This is a genomic window from Ralstonia mannitolilytica, from assembly GCF_000954135.1.
Taxonomy (GTDB): domain Bacteria; phylum Pseudomonadota; class Gammaproteobacteria; order Burkholderiales; family Burkholderiaceae; genus Ralstonia; species Ralstonia mannitolilytica.
On record NZ_CP010799.1, the window covers coordinates 2,803,656 to 2,817,508 of the forward strand.

The 13,853-nt window shown below is 63.3% G+C and carries 19 protein-coding genes and 1 tRNA gene; 3 read left to right on the forward strand and 17 right to left on the reverse strand.

Annotated features, from left to right (window positions below; genetic code table 11):
• Window positions 1-241: 241 nt before the first annotated feature.
• From TK49_RS13225 to TK49_RS13300, 16 genes are all read right to left on the reverse strand, one after another.
• On the reverse strand, window positions 242-1,180 hold the full coding sequence (locus TK49_RS13225) for a phage protein (RefSeq protein WP_045787111.1): 939 nt from the start codon (window positions 1,178-1,180) through the stop codon (window positions 242-244).
• 106 nt (window positions 1,181-1,286) lie between these two features.
• The gene (locus TK49_RS13230) at window positions 1,287-1,580 is read right to left on the reverse strand and encodes a hypothetical protein (RefSeq protein WP_045787112.1); all 294 of its coding nucleotides are present in this window, start codon (window positions 1,578-1,580) and stop codon (window positions 1,287-1,289) included.
• Between the two features lie 10 nt (window positions 1,581-1,590).
• Window positions 1,591-2,244: a hypothetical protein gene (locus TK49_RS13235; protein ID WP_045787113.1), complete on the reverse strand. Its 654-nt coding sequence runs from the start codon at window positions 2,242-2,244 to the stop codon at window positions 1,591-1,593.
• Between the two features lie 9 nt (window positions 2,245-2,253).
• A complete protein-coding gene (locus tag TK49_RS13240) occupies window positions 2,254-2,577 on the reverse strand; it encodes a hypothetical protein (RefSeq protein ID WP_045787114.1) in 324 nt (107 codons plus the stop codon).
• Window positions 2,574-3,032, reverse strand: coding sequence for a TubC N-terminal docking domain-related protein (locus TK49_RS13245; RefSeq protein WP_045787115.1), 459 nt, complete (start codon window positions 3,030-3,032; stop codon window positions 2,574-2,576). The genes TK49_RS13240 and TK49_RS13245 overlap by 4 nt, the downstream gene beginning before the upstream one ends.
• Complete coding sequence (locus TK49_RS13250; protein WP_045787116.1) at window positions 3,029-4,333, reverse strand: AAA family ATPase; 1,305 nt, start codon at window positions 4,331-4,333, stop codon at window positions 3,029-3,031. The genes TK49_RS13245 and TK49_RS13250 overlap by 4 nt, the downstream gene beginning before the upstream one ends.
• Window positions 4,320-4,718: a hypothetical protein gene (locus TK49_RS13255; protein WP_045787117.1), complete on the reverse strand. Its 399-nt coding sequence runs from the start codon at window positions 4,716-4,718 to the stop codon at window positions 4,320-4,322. The genes TK49_RS13250 and TK49_RS13255 overlap by 14 nt, the downstream gene beginning before the upstream one ends.
• A 1-nt stretch (window position 4,719) precedes the next feature.
• Window positions 4,720-5,280 carry a hypothetical protein gene (locus TK49_RS13260; protein ID WP_157774003.1) on the reverse strand — a complete coding sequence of 187 codons (561 nt, stop codon included), beginning with the start codon at window positions 5,278-5,280 and terminating at the stop codon, window positions 4,720-4,722.
• Between the two features lie 287 nt (window positions 5,281-5,567).
• Entirely contained in the window at window positions 5,568-5,864 is a 297-nt protein-coding gene (locus tag TK49_RS13265) for a helix-turn-helix domain-containing protein (RefSeq protein WP_045787119.1), read from the reverse strand.
• A 3-nt stretch (window positions 5,865-5,867) separates the two neighbouring features.
• Complete coding sequence (locus TK49_RS13270) at window positions 5,868-6,077, reverse strand: helix-turn-helix transcriptional regulator (protein ID WP_045787888.1); 210 nt, start codon at window positions 6,075-6,077, stop codon at window positions 5,868-5,870.
• A gap of 80 nt (window positions 6,078-6,157) precedes the next feature.
• Window positions 6,158-6,595, reverse strand: coding sequence for a hypothetical protein (locus tag TK49_RS13275; protein ID WP_045787120.1), 438 nt, complete (start codon window positions 6,593-6,595; stop codon window positions 6,158-6,160).
• 97 nt (window positions 6,596-6,692) lie between these two features.
• The gene (locus TK49_RS13280) at window positions 6,693-7,907 is read right to left on the reverse strand and encodes a tyrosine-type recombinase/integrase (protein WP_045787121.1); all 1,215 of its coding nucleotides are present in this window, start codon (window positions 7,905-7,907) and stop codon (window positions 6,693-6,695) included.
• Window positions 7,908-8,072: 165 nt separating this feature from the next.
• A tRNA-Val gene (locus tag TK49_RS13285) sits at window positions 8,073-8,147 on the reverse strand.
• 73 nt (window positions 8,148-8,220) lie between these two features.
• Window positions 8,221-8,946, reverse strand: a complete 726-nt coding sequence (dnaQ, locus tag TK49_RS13290) for a DNA polymerase III subunit epsilon (protein ID WP_045787122.1) — start codon at window positions 8,944-8,946, stop codon at window positions 8,221-8,223.
• 23 nt (window positions 8,947-8,969) lie between these two features.
• Complete coding sequence (gene purU / locus TK49_RS13295; protein WP_045787123.1) at window positions 8,970-9,836, reverse strand: formyltetrahydrofolate deformylase; 867 nt, start codon at window positions 9,834-9,836, stop codon at window positions 8,970-8,972.
• Window positions 9,837-9,844: 8 nt separating this feature from the next.
• Entirely contained in the window at window positions 9,845-10,684 is an 840-nt protein-coding gene (locus TK49_RS13300; RefSeq protein ID WP_045787124.1) for an NUDIX hydrolase, read from the reverse strand.
• Between the two features lie 87 nt (window positions 10,685-10,771).
• On the opposite strand from TK49_RS13300, the gene TK49_RS13305 reads away from it, so the two are divergent.
• The gene (locus tag TK49_RS13305; protein ID WP_045787125.1) at window positions 10,772-11,164 is read left to right on the forward strand and encodes a hypothetical protein; all 393 of its coding nucleotides are present in this window, start codon (window positions 10,772-10,774) and stop codon (window positions 11,162-11,164) included.
• Window positions 11,165-11,167: 3 nt separating this feature from the next.
• On the opposite strand, the gene TK49_RS13310 is transcribed toward TK49_RS13305, so the two are convergent.
• On the reverse strand, window positions 11,168-11,716 hold the full coding sequence (locus TK49_RS13310) for a hypothetical protein (RefSeq protein WP_045787126.1): 549 nt from the start codon (window positions 11,714-11,716) through the stop codon (window positions 11,168-11,170).
• 263 nt (window positions 11,717-11,979) lie between these two features.
• On the opposite strand from TK49_RS13310, the gene lpxO reads away from it, so the two are divergent.
• Entirely contained in the window at window positions 11,980-12,882 is a 903-nt protein-coding gene (gene lpxO, locus TK49_RS13315) for a lipid A hydroxylase LpxO (RefSeq protein WP_045787127.1), read from the forward strand.
• A gap of 289 nt (window positions 12,883-13,171) precedes the next feature.
• Window positions 13,172-13,777: a BPSL1445 family SYLF domain-containing lipoprotein gene (locus tag TK49_RS13320; protein ID WP_045787128.1), complete on the forward strand. Its 606-nt coding sequence runs from the start codon at window positions 13,172-13,174 to the stop codon at window positions 13,775-13,777.
• The last annotated feature ends 76 nt before the right edge of the window (window positions 13,778-13,853 follow it).

Below are 13,853 nucleotides of genomic sequence, written 5' to 3' on the forward strand. Positions count from 1 at the left end.
CATGGAAACCTTCGTGGTAACCATGGCGGTAACCACGGAGGGGAAACCATGGATACCGGCGTGGATACCAGGCGCTTGGAAGCCCTGATGCCCAGAAGACCTCTTTGACCGGATTTGAACGGCGCGCGCATCGGAATTGCCCCAGAACCCTTACGGCACGGGCTTTGCGGGCATCTTCCGCAGCAAGTCCTATTTGCATCCTGTCTAGGCCCTGTCAAACCACCCGGAGGCTAGAGCGCCTTCAGTGGGTCACCTCTGGCACGGCGTTGACGGCCGGCCCACTCAGTGGCGCAGTGCCATCGATCGCGGAACAAATCATCTCCGTGTACCAGGTCTGACCGCGCGTGTCGCCGTTGTTCACGACATAGAGCACCTTGTATACGCCACGCGCATCCAGGGTCGGCATCTTGATGTCCTGGGTCTGCGGCTGCATCGGCTTCTTCACCACCGTATCGGTGATGAAAGAGTTGTCGATCTGGACCCGCATCCCTGCTTTGATGTTCGGGTTTAGCAGGCACTTGACCACGATGCCCTCCATCGTCAGCTCGGGCACACCCACCATCCCGGTAGACGGGCTCAGTACGATAGCGTCACTCGTCAGATACCCACCCTTCGGAATGAAGTTCAGACGCCCATCGTGGATGTTCCAATCGCAGCCGATGGCATCTGCGGTTTGACGAAGATGGTCCCGGACCATGCCATACATCGTGATGCCGGCCGGCCCTTTCGTGGATGGCAACGGCGGCATCACACCCATCAGGATGCCGTAGGACTCCATGGCCTTCGCCAAGGCCGAAATCTTGTCTTGGTATGTCCAGCCCGCCGCCAGCGTCGTGCTTACCACGCCCCAGTTGTACACCTTGTCGCCGTCGGCACCCTCCAATTCGAGGAAGCTGTCCGTGGCGTTTTCCCTTCCGCGCTTGATCTTCGTGATGCTGCCCGAGAAGATCTGACCAATGCCGCCGTCGTAGCCAGCCTGCAAGGTGAATCGCGTGAACTCTCGCTGCACGCGGTTTATCGTGTCCTGAGCGAGGTTGTATACGCGCACCGTCGCCCGCTTCAGGGTCTGCGTCGTCGCTCCATGCACTGAAAACGTAATGTGCAGCGCCGACAGATCCAGAGCATTGCCGGCATCGTCACCGACAATCAACTCAGCCTTTCTAAGCCATTGTTGGGTCATCTTTCACCAGTGGGATCGAGTTACGGCCGCTGCCAAGCTGCTTGCCTAAGTGCATGTAGATGGCTGCGGCGTTTTGCTCCGGCCGGGTGGGCCGGAGGGCTGTGCACTACTTCAGACCGTTCTCCTTCCAGTACTGTGCGTTGGCCTGGTTGATCGAGCTGATCTGTTTGGCCATCGCGTCTGCCGTCGCCGCGCCTGGCGACTGAGAGGCCAGCCGGGTGTCACGCCGGACGATCTTGATCGTCTTGCCGTCGACCACATACATGTAGTCCAGCATCGAGTACTCAGCGACAACGGGCACCCCAGGCAGGGCAGTCTGAAGCGCCGTGGTGGCGTCATCTCGCCCGCCGGCACGTGTCGGCTTGACGTGCCGCACTTGGTCCCAAAAACGCATTTTCATGAAAGCCTCCTTAGGCTAGTTGCGCGTCGGCGTCGTGCCTCAGCGCGGTTACAAAAGCAGCGCATTCCTTTGCGGCGATGTTCGTCGGATGATGTTCGCCACCGAGTGGGATGAAGAGGTCGTTGTGGGGATCGAGCAAGCGGCCCTGTTCATTCGTGAGCCAGATCGGCCGTCCAGGAGGCATGTGGGCGTCACCCAGCGCCACCAGCAAGTAGCGCAGCCGACGCTCCGTTTTCTGAACCTCCGCGAGTTCCGCCGCTACCCTGTCTCGCTCGCCCTCCATCGCAGCCCGCATGGCGGCCTCCAGGGTTGCATTGGTGGCCTGCAATGCCTCGTTTGCTCTCTCCAGGTCGCGGGCAAGAGCCTGCTCTGCCAAGTGAGCTACGCTGCGCCGACGCTCTGCATCGAGACGTCGCTCTCGCAGGTCGGAATCCTCTTGGTGCAGCAAGTCAACCCGCTCACCTTTACGCAGGCGCTCGGCAATCGCCTCGGCGTCTGAGTCAGCCGCCGCCCTGGCCTTCTGACCAATGGCCGCGAGGGCCGTGTCCGCTTCAGCGAGCAAGCGCAATGCGCGGCAGTGTGCCTCGGATGCATCTGCGACCCGCCTTTCGGCATCTGTCTTTGCTGCGATGGCCTCAGCGAGGCGTTTCCGTTGTTCGTTCATGGGCTATTCCTATTCGAAGTCGTCAAAGTCATCGTCGCCGCGCTGCGATAGCACGCGGTTTACGGAGACACGAAGGATCGCGGCGCGCGTGGCATCCTCCCGCCGCGGGTACACATGCACGGTTGCGTGCCCAGACAGCGCAGCGCTATCGCCAACGCGCAGGCGCATCAGCGCACGCCGTGCTTCTGGGTTGCCAGATGTGCATGAGATGAGCTGCACTTTTCCGCTGCCATCCAAAGCGGTGAGATTCACGCGGGTGCGCGGTCGGCCGTCATCACCAATGCGCTCGCGTGGTTCGTTGCTGACGGTTCCAGCGATCAGCACATCGATCATGCGTACCCCCTTTCACGGTCACGCCTGACCCGCTCAACGGTCTCGAGAGCACTTAGGCACCCACGGAAGTGCGCCAGGTCATCAGCGATGGTGGAAATGGGCTGACGCAACACTAGGCCCAGCACGCGCGCCCTGTGGTCGTCAGGCCATCGCTCCAAGTCGGCCACCTTGCCGATGGTCGTACGGAGGTCGGTCAGCAGGCTATCGATACGCTCCGGCGTCATCGGCACGCAGTACGGCGTGAAGGGACCGTCCTGAACCGGGTAGCCGAGGATCTGCATGGCTTCGCTTGCGGTGCGGCGCAGGTACTCGACGATTTCGGATTTGTGCGCTGCGAGCTCAGGCTTGAGCGCGGCAATTGAATCGGCCGGGCCGCGCAGCTTCACCCCGTCGCCATGCAGGATCAGGCGAACACCCATCGCGCGCGCCTTGCTCAAAAGTGATGCGACGCTCATAGGTCATCCTCCGTTTCGTCGGATTTCGGATGAACTCCGCCACTCCCTGTGGCGTGGCGGTCTTCGCGGTCTTCGGTAGAAGTGGCGGTCTTCACCTCCCCGGAAACCCTTGTATTTCCAGAAGACCGCCAATCATCACGAAGACCGCCACCGTTTAGAGAGTGGCGGGGTTCGTCGCCTTCGTGGCGGACTTCGGCGGGAAGCACCCAGACCCAGCCGCCCTTCATTCCGTCTTTGCGTGCGTCGATGCCCAACTCGCGTTTTGCCCGCTCAATCGTTCGCCAGGAAAACCCGGCACCCATTGCGTCAGCCTTGATTGCCTTGGTCGACATCGGGCCGCCTTCCAGCAGCGAGCGGAGAAAGTCCGCGGCCTCGTCTCGCTCGGTTCGTTCTTCTTGGTCGTCGTCCTGCTCGACGTCGCCGAGGATCTCGCGCGCGCTGCCCTGGATCAGCTCACCCCATACGATCCGGCTAGCGGTGATGCCGATACCGGCCTCTACCTGCTCGATGGCATAGCTCACGCCACCGTCGTCTGGGCTGATGTTGGATTTAGCGCGGGCGAGGATGCGGCGCTCTGCAGCCTCATCTTTTCCGGCCACCAGAACCATACGGGCCAGCGCAACGAACGCCTGGGAACCGATAACGCGCTCTGCTGGGCTCGTTCCCTTGGTGCCCTTGGCGAAGTGCGATATTCCGAGCACTGCGCATCGGTGCGCCGCCGCGACGTTCACCAGATCCTGCAGGTTGCGGCGTACGTCATTGACTCGGTGAGCGTCGCCCGACACCGCCGAGACGATCGGATCCACAATCAGCAAGTCAGCACCGCCCATTTCGCAGAGGCGCTCCGACAGCAAGTGCATGTCACGCGCTGGATCAAAAGGCTGAAGCTCGCCGTGCTCGTCCGCCACAGCTTGGGCAAAGTGGACGTGCCGCAGATCAGCGCCAGCAGCCATCAAGCGCGGAACCAATGTATCTGCCGGGTCGTCCTCGCTGGACCAGATCAGCACACGCCCAGGCTTCTTCATGTGCGAGCCATCCGGCCACGTGTCACCGTTGCTGACAATCGCCGCCATGGCGAGCGCCAACGTGGTCTTGCCGGTCCCGGGAGAACCGGCGAGGATCGAGATCTTCCCCGCCGGCAACCATCCAGGCCACAGCCAGACGATCGCCTCAGGCACGACATCCGCGGCGCATGTCAGCAACAGGCGGAGGCCCGACGGCTGCGCCTGCTTTGCCTGGACCACCTCGAAAGCGGCTTGCGCTTCAGGGCTGGCCGGGACCAAGCTCTCAATGAGCCCCATGCGTGCCCCCTTTCTTCAAGATAACGATGGCGGGACGCCGGCCGCAGGCCAACAGCAGCAGGCGCTGCGGATCCGCCCGCAGGATGCCCGCGACAAGGCCGTGCACTAGCCCATAGCTCGTGTCGTCATCGATCAGCAGCTCGCAGTCGAGGCCCTGTAGAGCCGATAGGTCATCGGCGTGGTTTGGCTTGTAGCCGGGCGTGACGCAGATAGCGGGCACCCATTTCCCGAGCCGGCCCCCGGCCTGAATGACAACCCAGCCGCCGCGAGGTATCAGGCCCGATGCGCGGGCGCGATGCAGCGGTTGCAGCCACTCAGGGCAGCGCGAGGCGTGAGCGTCCCCGCCCACCTGCCCGCGCAGGTGGGTTTGTTGTGTTGGAGTCATGTCAGGCTCCCAGCAGCTCTAGGATGCGAGCCTCGTGGCCTCGCCAGATTGCGAGATCTTCGGCGGCCAAGTAGCCCTTCTCTGCGTCAAAGCGCAGGACCGCCACTATGTTTCGCAAGTCGCGTAGATCGATGTGCTCCGCCAAGGCAAGCGCATCGGCAAGGTCGTACGGCCGCTCATTGCCAGCAGCATCAACCAAGCCGACAAAAGCGCGGTCGGCCAAACCGATGCTGTGGCCAGTCATACGCAGGGCCGGGCGAGCTTGCCCCTGACTGCGCTGCTTATGCGCGGCGCCTGGCGTAGCGGCGCGATTGCCAGCCTTCGGGGCAAAGACAGAGCGGGATTGCTCAGAACGAGCGAGAACTTCAGGCATAGCAGCCTCCTCAGTTGCGAGGGTGGCCGGGCGATGTTGTGCGTCACCGGTCAGGGAGATCGCAACAGGTTTGCGCTGCTCCTTTGCTGCGGCAAGCAATGCCACCGACACGCGTTCGAGCAGGCGAACACTGTCTGGCGTTTGAGAACGATAGGCGATGCCCGAATGGGCGTGGTGAGATTGGCGCATGGCGGCCTCCATCGTGATTGAGGAAGGCCCGCCGCTCATTTCCACGTGAGGGGTGGCGGGCCTGACAGCGGGGGTGGAAAACCGGCACGATGGCACCGGCCAGCCCGAAGGCTGCCCCGCCCGGCCCGCCATGATTGAAGGCGTGCGCAAGCGCAACGGACGAAAAAATACCGCCAAGAGCGGCCGATGTCCGCCATCGTGAATCGGGTTTCCACACCCGGCCGCCGTTGTCTCGGCGACAGGCAAAGTATACGCCTTTGCCGAAGGTTTACAAGTGCCAGCAAAGTTCAGCATGTTCCGACCTCCAGCAGGTACACGCCGACACGGTGAGGCACGCCGGCTTCCGTCTGCTCGACGCGGGTCACGGTCTTGATGCGGTGGCCGTGGTGGTGGCGCAGTTCGAAAATGCGCGGACGCGGGTCGTACACGTCCAGGTAACGCATCAGCTCGAAGGTGGTAACGCTGCCCAGCGCCTGCATCGCTGTCAGCGCACGTTGGCGCTGCGAGGCGCTATCATTACCGGGAATCTGTAAGAGGATCTGCTTGAGGGCTGCGGCGCGAGTCGTGGCCTTTTTCTTTGCCATCCTTCAGCCCTCCGCGCGGTAGCTGGCCGGGTTGGCCAGGAAGGCGTCAATGTCGCCGGCGCGCCACCCGACCGAGCGTGGGCCCAGTCGGACTGCAGGCGGGAAGGTCTTTGCCCTGAGACGGGCGTAAATCGTTGAGCGCGAGAGCCCCGTTGCGGCTTCAACCTGCGGCCTGCGCAGGATCATCATCGCTGTTTGGATGTTTGCGGCCATGTACGGCTCCTTTCGGAACGTGTTGAACATGGCCTCATTGAAGCTTTTACAGTTTGGCAAACCTAAATGGCTTGCCAAGTTTATTTGATGGCCTTACGGATTGTGTGCTTTGCTGACGATGGCAGTTTGAGCCGCTCTGCGATGATTTCTGCTTTTCGGACCTTGGAATGGTCTGCAAGCGTGTCGGCAATCTGCTGCCAAGTAGCCCTGTCACTGGCGCTGTATTTCTGCGATTCAGCGGTCGCCTTCTTCTGATTATTGAGTTGGCTCTCGCGCCGCTTGAGCAACGTGTCCCGCGCTTTTGAGCCCTCGCGCCGCTCATGTTCGGCGATCAGATCGTGCTCGAATGAATTGAGGGCGCCGACGTTTCCGCTCACACGCACAAGATCGAGTGACTGCTTGGTAGCGACACTCTCAACCAGCTCGGGATCCTCCAACAGAGGATCGATGCGGCTTTTGATCTCTGCCCAAAATTCGGCGTTCCGCGCGTTGATGTCCGCGGGCGATTTCTTCTTCATCTGCGCCCTCGCGCAAAACCCTCGAATAGGAGAGCCACGCCGGCGGGTGAGGGAACCCGTTTTCGATTGGCCGATCTAGGCGCGGCTCGTTTGATTGTCACATGCTCGACGGCATCGGAATCACCTTCGCACCGCGTTTCAGCTCGTCTAGATAGTCCGCCCACGCCTGCATCATCTGCTTGCGCACGGCCAGAAAAGCCACGCGGTCATACGCAGCCCCGTTCGGGTCTTTCTTCCGGTGCGCAAGCTGCAACTCGATCACCTCGGCCTCAAAGCCAAGCACCTCACGCAGAATTGTGCGGGCAATGGGGCGCACGCCGTGGCCGGTGAATTCCTTCTGAGTGTCGATACCCATGCGCTTGAGCGCCGCATTGATAGCCGCCTCGGACATGGGCTTAGCTTTGTCCCGAGCACCTGGGAAGAGATAACGCCCGTGGCCAGTCAGTGCGTGCAGATCACGCAGGATTGCGACGGCCTGGCTGGATAGCGGCACGATGTGAGCCACGTCCCGCTTGGATGACACGAAACGCCATTCAGCCGCGTCAAGGTCAACGTCCGCCCATTCCGCTGCCCGCAGTTCACCAGGCCGGACAAAAAGCATCGGCGCCAGCAGCAGAGCGCATTTCACGACAAATGTGCCTGTGAAGGCGTCGAACATGCGCAGCAACCCGGCCACCTCTTTGGGATCGGTCGGTGCGGCGTAGTGCCTCCCTTTGGCTGGCGGCAATGCTCCCCGCAGGTCACCCGATGGATCGCGCTCTGCCCGCCCAGTGGCGACTGCGTAGCGGAAAATCTGGCCGCAGGTCTGCAGCACGCGGTGCGCGGTATCCAGGGCGCCGCGAGACTCGACACGGCGGGCTACACCTAGCAGCTCTGGCGCCTTGATTTCGGCAATCGGCCGGCTGCCGAGCCAGGGGAACACATCGTTCTCCAGGCGGGCCAGCACCTTGTCGGCATTGCTCTTGGACCAGTTCGGCGCGTACTTGGCGTGCCATTCGCGGGCCACGGCCTCGAAGCTGCTCGCCGCCCGCTCGACGGTCGCCACCTTCCTCACTTTGCGCTCGACTGACGGGTCAATGCCCTCGCCCAGCAACCGCTTGGCCTCCTCGCGCCGGTCCCGCGCCTCTTTCAGGCCAACGTCCGGGTAGACGCCAAGGGCCAGCAGCTTCTCTTTACCCGCGAACCGATACTTCAGTCGCCAGTAGCGCTGGCCGGCGGGCGTGATGTGGAGAAACAGGCCGCCACCATCAAACAGCTTGATGGGCTTGTCGGCAGGCTTGGCGTTGCGGACTGCGGTGTCGGTGAGTGCCATCTGGGGGTATCTCCAGCTGGGGGTATCAGATGTACCCCCAGAAATACCCCCACGTACCCCCGGATGTCAATGCAACTTATCGGAAGGCGCTGGAATGAAAAAACCCGCGAAGCCTTGAGCTTTCGCGGGTCTTTGGACTTCCATGGAACTTACCGGAAGTGTGTTTGGTGGGTGGTACAGGGATTGAACCTGTGACCCCTGCCGTGTGAAGGCAGTGCTCTACCGCTGAGCTAACCACCCGAATGCGGTGAAAACGAGATTATGGCGAAAAGCCGCGATCGTGTAAAGACCCCGACCGCACTTTTTTCGAGCATCACGCGGCAGGCGCCGCGTCTTGCATCTCCCGCGCCCACACCGTCTTGCCGCCGCTGGCCTTGTCGATGTCCTTGAGCACCCCGGCGTGGGCTTCCATCTCGGCTTCCGTGGCGAGCAGCACGGGCAGCTGCAGCGCGCTCAGGTCGACGGCCACCGCCTCGGCCAGGGCGCCCTCGCCCGTCTCGAGCATGTCGATGACGAGCGTGTTCTGGCCGCGCGTCATCGCCAGATAGACCTCGGCCAGCAGCTCGGCATCGAGCAAGGCGCCGTGCAAGGTGCGGTGCGCGTTGCTCACGCCAAGCCGGTCGCACAGGGCGTCGAGCGAGTTGCGCTTGCCGGGAAACATCCGGCGCGCTTCGAGCAGGGTGTCGATATGGCCCGACAGGTGCTCGCGGAACGTCGGCAGGCCCAGGCGCTGGAATTCCATGTCGAGGAAGCCCAGGTCGAACGCGGCGTTGTGGATGATGGCCTCGGCGCCCTGCACGTAATCGCGGATCTCGTCGACGACTTCTGCAAACTTCGGCTTGTCGGCCACGAACTCGTTGGTGATGCCGTGCACCGCCATCGCCCCGGCGTCGATTTCGCGCTCCGGGTTGATGTAGAAGTGCAGATTGCGGCCGGTGAGGCGCCGGTTGACCATTTCCACGCAGCCGATTTCGATCACGCGGTCGCCGGTGGCGGCGTTCAGGCCGGTGGTTTCGGTATCGAGAACGATCTGTCGCATCGCGCTTCCCTACTGAGGCTGGATTACTTGAAGACGACGGTCTTGTGGCCGTTGAGCAGGATGCGATGTTCCGCATGCCACTTGACGGCGCGCGCCAGCGCCACGCATTCCACGTCGCGGCCGACGGCGGTGAGCTGCTCCGGGTCCATGCTGTGGTCCACGCGCTCGATCTCCTGCTCGATGATCGGGCCTTCGTCCAGGTCGGCCGTGACGTAGTGCGCCGTCGCACCGATCAGCTTCACGCCACGTTCGTGCGCCTGGTAATACGGCTTGGCACCCTTGAAGCTGGGCAGGAACGAGTGGTGGATGTTGATGGCGCGGCCTTCGAGCTTGCGGCACAGATCGTCCGAGAGGATCTGCATGTAGCGCGCAAGCACAACCAGGTCGATCTGCTGCTCCTGGGCGATTTCCCAGATGCGGGCTTCCTGCTGCGCCTTCTGGGCGTCAGTGGCCTTGAGCAGCGGCAGGTGCATGAACGGCACGTCGTACGACGCGGCGAGCTGGTAGAAATCGCGGTGGTTCGAGACGATGGCGGCGATCTCGATCGGCAGCTGGCCGGCCCGCGCCCGGAACAGCAGGTCGTTCAGGCAGTGGCCGATCTTCGAGACGAGGATCATCACGCGCGGCTTGATGGCGGCGTCGAACATGCCCCACTGCATCGAGAAGCGGTCGCCGATGGGCGCAAAGCGCTCGCGCAGCGTCGCGAGGTCGAGCGGCTGGCCCTGCGGAGCGAAATGGACGCGCATGAAAAAGCGGCCCGTGAACTCGTCGCCGAACTGGTCCGAATCGAGAATATTGCAGCCCTGCTCGAACAGCAGGCCCGATACGGCGTGGACGATGCCAGGCTGGTCCGGGCAAGACAGGGTGAGAATGAAACCGGAGTGACTCATCAATCGTTTTACGTATTGTTGTCGGGCGCGAACCGTTGCGGTTCCAGGCGCGCCAGGGCGTCGAGGGTGACGAGCGTGGCGTCCACCGTCATCGCGCAGTCCGCCATGATATCAAGCGCCGCGTCGGGGCTGGCGCGCAGGTGGCCCGCGACCTCGCCGTCCTGGTTGGCGGGGATGAAGTCGGGGGGCAACGTCAGGTCAAAAGCGAACAGCGTTTCGTTCTGGATGCCTTCCGGCACTTCGCGCAACACGTCGAGCGTGCCGCGCGCAACGAGCCGCGCCGACAGTTCGGCGCCGATGCCGGCCTCTTCCCAGCACTCCTTCTCCAGCGCGCCGCGTGCGTCGAAACCGTAGCCGATGCCACCGGCGACGAGGTTGTCCCACATGCCGGGGTCGATCGGCTTGGTGTCGGCGCGGCGCGCCAGCCAGAGCATCACCTGCGCGCCGTCGATCAGGCCATTCATGTGCGCCGCGTACGTGCGTATCCCAAAGAATCGCGCTGCGGCCCGCTCCATCAGCGCGAGCGCGGGCGTTCCCCAGCCCGTGTCCACGGGGAAGCGCTCGTCGCGCCAGCCGCGCACGTGGCCGTCTTCGGCCAAGCGTCTGATGACCTCGTCCAGGGCGGCAGTACGGGCGGGTTCGCTCGCCAGGGAGTCCGCCAGGTCGACGCGCGATGCGCCCACCTCGAACCATCGCGGCCAGCGCGCAAGCAGCGCGGCACGTTCGCGGCTGAGCCAGCCGACCGGTTGGCCAGCCACCATCCACGGGACCAGCGCATCGGCGTCAAAAGCGCTGCGGACGGCCAGCCCTTCGGCCACGCGCCTCACGCGCGGGTCGCGCGCGTGCATTGCACGCTCTGCGCCGCGCCATAATGTGTTGTTCCTGCGCGATAATGCGCCGTTCATACAAGCCGTCATCAGACTGGAGAAACAAGGATGGATGAAATCGACGAGCTGTCGGATCTGCCGACCCCGCGCTTTATCTGGGGGTTCGCCATTGCCGTCACACCGTCCGGCGAAGTGTCGCACGATGAGTTCGAATACCTGACCCACACCCGCGCGCCGCGCTTTACGTGCCGCGTGGTCGAACTCGAAGACGCCCCCGCCGAACCGGAAGACGACGCCGGTATCGACGGCCGGATCGTCCACTTCGACAACCCGAAGCGCATGTTCTACATCACCGATCTGGGCCTGGCGCTGATGAACTTCACGCTGTTCGACAAGGTGGACAGCAAGGCCAAGCTGAAGAAGGCCTGCGACGAGGCGATCGCCGACTGGCTGGCCCGCCGCGAATTCCTCGACTCCGAGCCGGACGACGACGAGGAATGACACCTAGGCCTGGCCGTCTGCGCTGTCGTCTTCGGCAAAGCGCAGATCGGTCAGGCGCACATCGGCGTAGGAGCGCCCGGCGTCGAGCAACGCCGCAACCCGCGCCTTCACCCGCTCCTTCTGCGCCCGCAACGCGCGAGGCGGCACCGCCGGATCCTGTCCGGTGTAATGCAGATACAGCATCTTGTAGGTGAGCTGGCTCACCATCCACTGCCGCAGCACGCGGCGCCGGCCGGCCTGGTCGGCCTCCAGCGCATCGATCTGCCCAAGCAACGTGGAAAATGCCCGCGCCAGTTGCGCGGCGTCCTGCGGCTCGCCCGCCATGCACCGCTCGGCCACGGCGCGCGCCTCGGCGGGCTGCATGGCGTCGGCCTCGATGAAGCGCTCGGCGGCGGGACCAGCGGCGGGCCCTCGGCTCGCCAGCCGTGCGGACACGGCAGACAGCACTTCCTGCGCACGGCGGATGGACGCCTCCAGCGAATCCGCGCCGTCCGCTGCAATGCCAGCGCGCGGCATTTCAGTGGGTGCTTCCGAGCATTTCTTCGCGTCCATGGCTGCCTCCGGTATCCGCCCCAGCCTTTGGATGGATGGGGTGCGTGCCGGATTGTAGAACGCGGCGCACATTTGTCGACAAATCTACACACTAACTTCCTATTGCGAAGACCGCGCAAACGGTAAGGCTGCGTCACAAAACCGGGCACCAGTGTTGGCCGCCATCCACGCGAAGGCGGCGCGCCGCGGGTAAAATGGCGGATTGCGCAGCCAGCGCCTGCATTTCAATTGCTGACCGCCTTTTGCGCGGCAAGGAAACCGTCTTGATCAAGTGGATGATCGTGGCCCTCTATCTGGGCTCCATTCTGTATGTGCATTTTCGCGGCAAGGTGCGCCTGAAGTTCTGGCGCCAGATGTTCGACCACTCGGCCGTGGTCGCGCCGGTCAACTGCTTCATGTATGCGTTCTCGGGCGTGCCCCAGACGCCGTACGTGCCGGTGGAACGTTTTCCGGATCTGGAAAGGCTGCAAGCCGCATGGCCGCAGATCCGCGATGAGGGTCTCGCGCTCATCAACCTGCGCAAGATCAAGGCGGCCGAAAAGAACGACGACGCAGGCTTCAACTCGTTTTTCAAGAATGGCTGGAAGCGCTTCTACCTGAAGTGGTACGAGGCGAGCCACCCATCGGCCGAGCAACTGTGCCCCAAGACGGTCGCCCTGCTGCGCGAGCTGCCGAGCGTGAAGGCCGCGATGTTTGCCGAGTTGCCCCCCGGCGGCAAGCTGAACCCGCACCGCGACCCGTTTGCCGGCTCACTGCGCTATCACCTCGGCCTCGCCACGCCCAACGACGACCGCTGCTTCATCGAGGTGGATGGCCAGCGCCACAGCTGGCGCGACGGCCAGGGCGTGGTCTTCGACGAGACCTTCCTCCACTGGGCGGAGAACGGCTCCGACAAGGACCGCCTGATCCTCTTCTGCGACATCGAACGGCCGATGAAGTACGGCTGGGCGCAGCGCATCAACAAGTGGCTGGGCCGCAAGGTCATGACAGCCGCCAGCTCGCCCAACGACGAGGGCGACCAGACCGGCGGCATCAACAAGCTGTTCCGTTACGTCTGGGTGATGGGCCAATACCGCCGCCGCTTCAAGGCGTGGAACCGCAAGGTCTACTACGTGGTGAAGTTCGGCCTCATCATTGGCGTGGCGGCGTTGATCATCTGGCTCTGACCGATCCCGCAGCGGCAAAACCCAGGAACCGGCCTCGCGCCGGTTTTTTGTTGGCGCTCGCCTCTGCGCGGCTTTCTTGTTGGCGCAAGCCTGTACGAAAAAAGCGCTACCGGCGGCACAAATCTCGCCTAATGTCAGGAACTGAGCGCCCCGGTATTGATCCGATATGGCGGGCACGCCGCTTGCTCCCTCGTGGTTGACACCGTTGCCCATGGCTTGGGCCCCGGTTATCGCCGGGATGCGCGTGGCTGTATCCCCTCCTTCAACTGAGACAGAGAGAACGATCGCCATGAAAAAGAACTTCATCAGCCGCCGTACCGCTGCCACTCTCGCTGCCGCCGCCCTGCTGGGCACCCAGATCGCGGCCTGTACCACCACGAGCCCGAATGCGCAGGGCTCTGACGTCATGACGTCGACGAACAAACACGCCACCACCAACTCGCAGGCAGATTCGGTGCTCTCGCGCCTGTACACCACAGCCAATGGCTCGCGCGACCTGGTTTCGCGCGCCAAGGGCGTGCTCGTGTTCCCGTCGGTGCTCAACGCCGGCTTCGTGGTCGGCGGCCAGTACGGCGAAGGCGTACTGCGCACGAGCGGCGGCCGTCCGCTGGGCTACTACAACATCGCCTCGGCGTCCGTCGGCTTCCAGGCCGGTGCCCAGTCGCGCGCGCTCATCATCCTCTTCATGACGGACGAGGCGCTGCGCAAATTCCAGGAAAGCAATGGCTGGACGGCCGGCGTGGACGCGACCGTGGCGCTGGCCAAGATCGGCGCCAATGGCGCGGTGGACACCAACACGGTTCAGCAGCCGGTCATCGGCTTCAACCTGACCAATGCCGGCCTGATGGCAGGTGCGTCCATCGAGGGTACGAAGATCACCAAGCAGAACAACTGATCTGCGACTGTCTTGCTGCACAAGCCGCCGTCTTGCACGGCGGTTTTTTTTGCCCTCCCGGGGGGGACGGCTCTCT

Coding starts and splice junctions, on each gene's coding strand:
- TK49_RS13225 (WP_045787111.1), bottom strand. CDS start 1,180: ATGACCCAACAATGGCTTAGAAAGGCTGAGTTGATTGTCGGTGACGAT.
- TK49_RS13230 (WP_045787112.1), bottom strand. CDS start 1,580: ATGAAAATGCGTTTTTGGGACCAAGTGCGGCACGTCAAGCCGACACGT.
- TK49_RS13235 (WP_045787113.1), bottom strand. CDS start 2,244: ATGAACGAACAACGGAAACGCCTCGCTGAGGCCATCGCAGCAAAGACA.
- TK49_RS13240 (WP_045787114.1), bottom strand. CDS start 2,577: ATGATCGATGTGCTGATCGCTGGAACCGTCAGCAACGAACCACGCGAG.
- TK49_RS13245 (WP_045787115.1), bottom strand. CDS start 3,032: ATGAGCGTCGCATCACTTTTGAGCAAGGCGCGCGCGATGGGTGTTCGC.
- TK49_RS13250 (WP_045787116.1), bottom strand. CDS start 4,333: ATGGGGCTCATTGAGAGCTTGGTCCCGGCCAGCCCTGAAGCGCAAGCC.
- TK49_RS13255 (WP_045787117.1), bottom strand. CDS start 4,718: ATGACTCCAACACAACAAACCCACCTGCGCGGGCAGGTGGGCGGGGAC.
- TK49_RS13260 (WP_157774003.1), bottom strand. CDS start 5,280: ATGCGCCAATCTCACCACGCCCATTCGGGCATCGCCTATCGTTCTCAA.
- TK49_RS13265 (WP_045787119.1), bottom strand. CDS start 5,864: ATGGCAAAGAAAAAGGCCACGACTCGCGCCGCAGCCCTCAAGCAGATC.
- TK49_RS13270 (WP_045787888.1), bottom strand. CDS start 6,077: ATGGCCGCAAACATCCAAACAGCGATGATGATCCTGCGCAGGCCGCAG.
- TK49_RS13275 (WP_045787120.1), bottom strand. CDS start 6,595: ATGAAGAAGAAATCGCCCGCGGACATCAACGCGCGGAACGCCGAATTT.
- TK49_RS13280 (WP_045787121.1), bottom strand. CDS start 7,907: ATGGCACTCACCGACACCGCAGTCCGCAACGCCAAGCCTGCCGACAAG.
- dnaQ (WP_045787122.1), bottom strand. CDS start 8,946: ATGCGACAGATCGTTCTCGATACCGAAACCACCGGCCTGAACGCCGCC.
- purU (WP_045787123.1), bottom strand. CDS start 9,836: ATGAGTCACTCCGGTTTCATTCTCACCCTGTCTTGCCCGGACCAGCCT.
- TK49_RS13300 (WP_045787124.1), bottom strand. CDS start 10,684: ATGCACGCGCGCGACCCGCGCGTGAGGCGCGTGGCCGAAGGGCTGGCC.
- TK49_RS13305 (WP_045787125.1), top strand. CDS start 10,772: ATGGATGAAATCGACGAGCTGTCGGATCTGCCGACCCCGCGCTTTATC.
- TK49_RS13310 (WP_045787126.1), bottom strand. CDS start 11,716: ATGGACGCGAAGAAATGCTCGGAAGCACCCACTGAAATGCCGCGCGCT.
- TK49_RS13320 (WP_045787128.1), top strand. CDS start 13,172: ATGAAAAAGAACTTCATCAGCCGCCGTACCGCTGCCACTCTCGCTGCC.